The 5,257-nt window shown below is 68.0% G+C and carries 6 protein-coding genes and 1 pseudogene; 5 read left to right on the top strand and 2 right to left on the bottom strand.

What is annotated here, in order from left to right:
- Nucleotides 1–327: pseudogene (locus KPF47_RS13530) on the bottom strand (hypothetical protein); the annotation flags it as partial.
- Between the two features lie 323 nt (nt 328–650).
- Between KPF47_RS13530 and KPF47_RS13525 the strand changes: the two are divergent.
- From KPF47_RS13525 to KPF47_RS13505, 5 genes are all read left to right on the top strand, one after another.
- On the top strand, nt 651–893 hold the full coding sequence (locus tag KPF47_RS13525) for a DUF4333 domain-containing protein (protein ID WP_308015393.1): 243 nt from the start codon (nt 651–653) through the stop codon (nt 891–893).
- A gap of 323 nt (nt 894–1,216) precedes the next feature.
- Nucleotides 1,217–1,906: a hypothetical protein gene (locus KPF47_RS13520; protein ID WP_224389185.1), complete on the top strand. Its 690-nt coding sequence runs from the start codon at nt 1,217–1,219 to the stop codon at nt 1,904–1,906.
- A 190-nt stretch (nt 1,907–2,096) separates the two neighbouring features.
- Nucleotides 2,097–2,840 carry a hypothetical protein gene (locus KPF47_RS13515; RefSeq protein WP_224389184.1) on the top strand — a complete coding sequence of 248 codons (744 nt, stop codon included), beginning with the start codon at nt 2,097–2,099 and terminating at the stop codon, nt 2,838–2,840.
- 454 nt (nt 2,841–3,294) lie between these two features.
- A complete protein-coding gene (locus KPF47_RS13510) occupies nt 3,295–3,960 on the top strand; it encodes a family 16 glycosylhydrolase (protein WP_224389183.1) in 666 nt (221 codons plus the stop codon).
- Nucleotides 3,902–4,996, top strand: coding sequence for a hypothetical protein (locus KPF47_RS13505; RefSeq protein ID WP_224389182.1), 1,095 nt, complete (start codon nt 3,902–3,904; stop codon nt 4,994–4,996). Before KPF47_RS13510 ends, KPF47_RS13505 begins: the two co-directional genes overlap by 59 nt.
- 38 nt (nt 4,997–5,034) lie before the next feature.
- Here KPF47_RS13505 and KPF47_RS13500 read toward each other — a convergent pair.
- Nucleotides 5,035–5,257, bottom strand: a 223-nt coding sequence (locus KPF47_RS13500) for a hypothetical protein (protein ID WP_224389181.1), incomplete at its 5' end; no start/stop codon positions are given.

Here is a 5,257-nt window from a genome sequence, read left to right as displayed (position 1 = left end):
GTCGACGGATATGGGCTCAGGGGCGGTGAAGTATGTCGGGGATATACAGAAGAATTCGCTCAGGGCTGCAGTCTCGTCGGGGTCTGGCTCAGGCGCTGGCTGTGGAGCATTTGCTCGTCGCAAGGTAGTGACGCGGTCACGACTGGTGGGAGACCGGTGGGCGTTGATCCAGCGCACGACCTCGTCGACCGAGTAAGGACTTCCATCGACGTGTCTGACAGTGGTGAACAGATGGTTCAGGCGCTCGGTGAAGCCCTGGCCGGAAGAAGTCATCTCGGGTTGACTTGAGGGCTCAAGGGCGGCCTGAGGCTCATGATCGACGGACACGGTGGCGATGTTAGAGCCCTGACCTGATAGTTTGCTTCAAGGAGACGTGAGCGCATGACGGGCGAGATTCTCGACCCTGTCCCGTAGGTGGAGTGCCACCGGGCGGATGGGGCGGCTGTGGAGCGACGCCGCCGGTTGGTCCAGCTGCAGCCCCGACCTGGGGGGCTTTGGATGATGCCTCACTCTCAGAAGGCCATGCACGGCCTTTGTTGACACCTCGCCGCGGACGGACAGTGGCGCCGCCGCGCTACCGGCAGAAACCGCGGATATGGCTCGCAGCTTCTGCTGCTGTGACTGCACTTGCGGTCGGAGGGATCTCGGCGGTGGTGTGGCCGGGCTGGGCGGTCACCGTCACCCTTGACCAGGAGGCACTGCAGGCAGGCGTGCGCACTGTCCTGATCGAGGACTACCAGCTGACCGTGACCGCTGCCGTGCAATGCCCTGCGGGGGTGGCGGTCCTTCCTGGGCAGCGGTTCGCGTGCCTGACTGCGATCGATGGCGAAGCGGCCGAGGTGACAGGGGTCGTGCTGACCGTAGACGGGCGATATCAAGTCGACTGGGCCTGACGGGCCGCCCGCCGACTCCTCCGGTAGCTACAGCGTTACCGATGCTGACACCGAGCATATTAGTGTACTATCTTTTAAGATAAAGACCTACACATTGTGGTTGCGCCGCGGTGTCGACAGAATCGGGCGACGTCGCTGAGGCCGGCCGCAGGGAGGCGGTGACGGTGAGGACGCGGCGGGCACGTGCAGAGCCTTCACCGGTGCCACCGTGGTGGTCGAGCGACACCGCGAGTACGTCCCATCCCGGCCGCCTCAGCGCTTCTCTGCCGCACTCGGAGCTAGTCGCGGCCAGCGAGGATGACGCCGCTCGGGCGGAACCAGTGGTGGAACTGTGGGAACAGGTGGAACAGCAGTCGGCGATCGGTGCCGATGCCGTGTCGCCCTCGAAGGCAAGCCTGACATCGGGGGCGCTACCTGCTGTTCGAGTCGCTTCGCCCGGCCCGGAGACGGTGAGTTTACCGTCGTTGCGGCCTGCGGATGACGAGTGCAGTGCCCAGACCACGGTGGACCGCCCCGTCTCTGCGCTGCGCCTGATTGATCCGGAAGAGGCCCGCCAGCTTGCTGAGTGCTTCGCGGTGGACTACTTGTCCTGCGATGCGGACGCCCCGGATCGTCGCCGCCTGGCGTTGGAGCCTTATCTGTCGCGACGTCCGGACGCTCTGCTGGGGTGGCCCGGTGGGGAATACGGCCGCGGTCGCCACCGGGCGGTGCACGCGAGAGCAGGTGGAGTCCTGACTTCCGGCCACGTTCTCACCGTGGACGTAAGAGTACTGGTCGAGATCTTCGACTCGGTCCCGCGTCGCGTCGAGGACGCTACCGCGGAAGTGCCCGCAGATCGGCAGGAGCTGCTGTTGCCGCCAGGATCCCGCAAGTCCTCGGTCCCAGTCTCGACCACGACGGGGTGGGTGCCGGTGATGAGCGTGTGGCAACGACTCGGGGTGCCGGTTCGCCGTCACGACCGCGGCCATCTCGTTGTGGAGCTGCAGCAATTGCCCTCCAGTAGCGATGGCTGACTACCCACCGGCTGAGAGCCCTTGCCGTGTTCGTCTGTGACTTTGGGACCTGCTGATGACCGACGCCTCTACGCCCGGCGCCCCCGCCGCTGCCCCGTTGCACCGTGCATGGGACCGGCCTGCTAGTCCCGCCCCGACCACGTCGGCTGGTCCACCGCCGAGTCCAGCGCAGCAACCCTCGATACTAGACATGCGGCGGCCGCAGCTGCGGTCAGCATCGCTGCCGTGGGACAACGGCACTTCCACAGACTGTGGGCTGGAGGAGGAGCGCGACGTAGCCCCGCAGGCAGGCAGCAGAAGCCCCGGGCAGGCAGCAGAACCCCCGGGTCGGTCCGGGCGCGTTCTCGATCGGCTACCGCCACGGGATCCGGGTGCCGGATCGCGGCTCAACGCGCTGCGTCCCCGGCAGAGCGCGCCGACAACAGGATGGCGAGCAGCAGCGTTCAAACTGAGCGGTGGAAAATGGAATCCAGGCCCATCAGCAGCTGAGGACCGCTACACTGGTCTGATCCGGCGAATCTGCGACACCCGCCTGGAAGGGCCGCACTCGGTCATCGTCGGCACGCTCACTCAAGACGGAGCCTCCCGCGCCCAGCGAACCCTGGACTATCTGGCGAACTACCGCGACGTAACAGGCGGATTTCCTCACCGGCACCTGGTCAACGACGCGGTCGTGGTGCTCTCAGGTGACCGGTGGAGTCAGTCGATCGACGCCGACGTGATCCGGAACTACTTTCGCGGACGGGTCCGCTCGGTCCTGGAACTTCCTGCCGACCGACACCTCGCCAGCGGTGGCCCGATCGAGCTGGCGCTGTTGCAGCCCGCCACCCGTGACGCGGTGTTGGAGATCGCGGCGACGGTCGCAGACGGTTTCTACGGCCGTACAACACACGGTCTAGCTTCACATGGCTTCAGAAATGACGACCACCGGTGAACAACAACACCAGTCTGCTGCGGGACGGCCATGAGTGTGGCTAGCGTCATCACAGCGTTCGCGACGTCTGCTGTGCTGGCGTTCACCCCAGCTCTGACGGCCCAGCAACAGACGAGTGGGAAGCGAAGTGCGGATGGCGGCTCACCGCCACTCGTGTCCTCGCGGCCCTCGGTCCCGCCACCGGCAACAAGGGCACCTCGGGAGTTGAAAAGCTGCGGTCGATGCTGAGCGATCTCGGCGCCGACCAGCCTGGATTCGTGCCTGCCATCTGTTACCCGCCCGACCAGGGCGAACGGCACGATGGCCCAGCCGCGCCGGGCGGCCCCGATAGCAGCCCGGCTGCGGGCTCGGCTCCTGCGCTAGTCCAGGACCAGGGCCTCACCGCTGGTGAAGTGTTCGGCTGGGGCGCCCCGGATGTCGTCGATGACTTCACTGGCACACAGCTCGGTCCCGGGTGGAACGCCTACGACGGCCCCGGCCATGCCGGGAACGGCGTCCGCTCCCGGACGCAGCCACGGTCGCCGACGGTGTCCTGACGATCGACGGCACCGGGGACGGGACGACCGCAGGTCTGGCCTGGACCTCCCGCGCCCAGAAATACGGGCGGTGGGAGGTCCGGATGCGCGCACCCAGCGGGTCCCCGTCCTACAACGCTCTCGCGTTGTTGTGGCCGACCGAGGAGAACTTCCCGGTCGGCGGGGAGATCGACTTCGCCGAGATCATGGACCCGGCCCGCGACAAGGTCGAACTGTTTCTGCACTACGGGGCGGACAACTCCCAGGTCCACGGCGAACTCCAGGTGGATGCCACGCAGTGGCACAACTATGCCGTCGAGTGGACCCCGGACGGTGTGACCGCGTTCGTGGATGGCCGCGAGTGGTGGAAGACCACCGACATCAGCATCTTGCCGCCCGGCCCGATGCACCTGTGCTTACAACTCGACTGGTTCCCGCGCGGCGACGGCGACCCGGGGCAGATGCAGGTCGACTGGGCCAAGCAGTGGGGCCTCGCCGCCGGCGACGGTGCCTCCACCGATTCGGCGGGCAGCGAAGGCTCCACCGATGCCGATTCGTCGACGTCGATCACTGACGAGGTCAACAACACCGGTAGTCGCCGATGATCCTGCCGTCGACCGGCGCTGGAACCTGCTCCTCGCCCTGTCTGTTGATGATGAAGGAGAGCTTCTGATGTCCCCTCGTTTTGGCGCTTCTCGCTCGAACTCGGCGGCGTGTGCAGCAGTGCGTCGTTCGGCGGTCACGGTGTTGGCGGCGGGCGCGTTGCTCGGCGGGACCGCGCTGACCCCGGCTCTGCTGACCTCCGCCGCGTCGGCGGAGGAGTCTGCTGCGGTCACACTGAGAGCCGCGGGAACCGGTCCGATTCCGGCGGTGGATGCGGTGCAGGTGCATGCCCAGGCCCGCGCCCTGCTCACCGACCTGACCGTGTCCGACAGTCCGCGCGCGCACGAGCTGGCCCGGAAACTGGTCGGGCTTGGAGTGAGCCCGGCGACCCAGCCAGCCGGGTGGCGCCAGCAGGCCGTCGATGTGTCCGACCGGCTGCATGCGGTGCACGGCACCCACCCGTCCCTGGACGTGGTCGCGGTCGAACTCGCCGCGGCCGGATTCGGCCCCACCCCCGCCGACCTGCGCCTCCCGGCTGAGGCGCCGGCCGCAGGGCCTCCGGGGGACGGGCCGGTGGGTGTCCTCGGCGGCCTTGCTGACGTGGGCCACAAGGCGGTGGACGCTGTCGGAGATGCCGGTGGCGCGGTTGCCGATGTGGTGACCGGTCCCGCCCCGACCCCGTCCTCGGCGCCTGCTGCTTCGCCGGTGCCCGCTCCGCCGCGGGCAGCCTCACCGCCTCCGGCGACTCCTGCTCCGTCACCTGTAGTGCCGCAGGCCGGCCGCACGCCGCCCATGACCTCGGCGCCCGCGGCGACACCGGCGCCGCCGCCGTCGGTGCCGGTACAGCTTGCCGCTGTCACAGCGACGCCCGCCCCGAGCGACTCCAGTAGCGATGTTGAGTCGGAGCCCAGCACGACCACGGCCCGCCTCGAGGAGCAGGGCAGGGACCACGGTCAGGAGAACAGCGAGGATCGCCGGTCAGACGCCGCTAGCAGGGCGACTCTGCCGGAGTCGGTAGTGGCGGCGGGGAGCAGGTGAGCCGTCCGAGCTCTGGTCCTGGTGGCGCCGGCACGAACTCAGCCACCTCGCCGCCGTCGGCGGCGGATGCGGAGGCCGCGCGTGCTGCGGTCGCGCTGCTCAGCGATTTCCTCACCGCTCTTGATGCCGAACCGGCCAGTACGAGCAGTGCGGTGGATGAGGTGGATCGGGTGCGGGTCGCCGTCGGTGCGGTCGTGAACCGGCCGGAGGTTCGGGCCGGTCTGGAATCCCTGGGCGCGAATCCCGCTGCCCTCGACGACG

The sequence above is a fragment of the Pseudonocardia sp. ICBG1293 genome, assembly GCF_020131355.1.
Lineage (GTDB): Bacteria > Actinomycetota > Actinomycetes > Mycobacteriales > Pseudonocardiaceae > Pseudonocardia.
The sequence above is the reverse complement of the archived record's forward strand: the minus strand, read 5'-3'. Positions and strand labels throughout refer to the sequence as shown.

What these genes read in the sequence shown, in the direction of transcription:
- KPF47_RS13515 (WP_224389184.1), top strand. Translation starts at nt 2,097, where the DNA reads ATGCGGCGGCCGCAGCTGCGGTCAGCATCGCTGCCGTGGGACAACGGC.
- KPF47_RS13505 (WP_224389182.1), top strand. Translation starts at nt 3,902, where the DNA reads ATGCCGATTCGTCGACGTCGATCACTGACGAGGTCAACAACACCGGTA.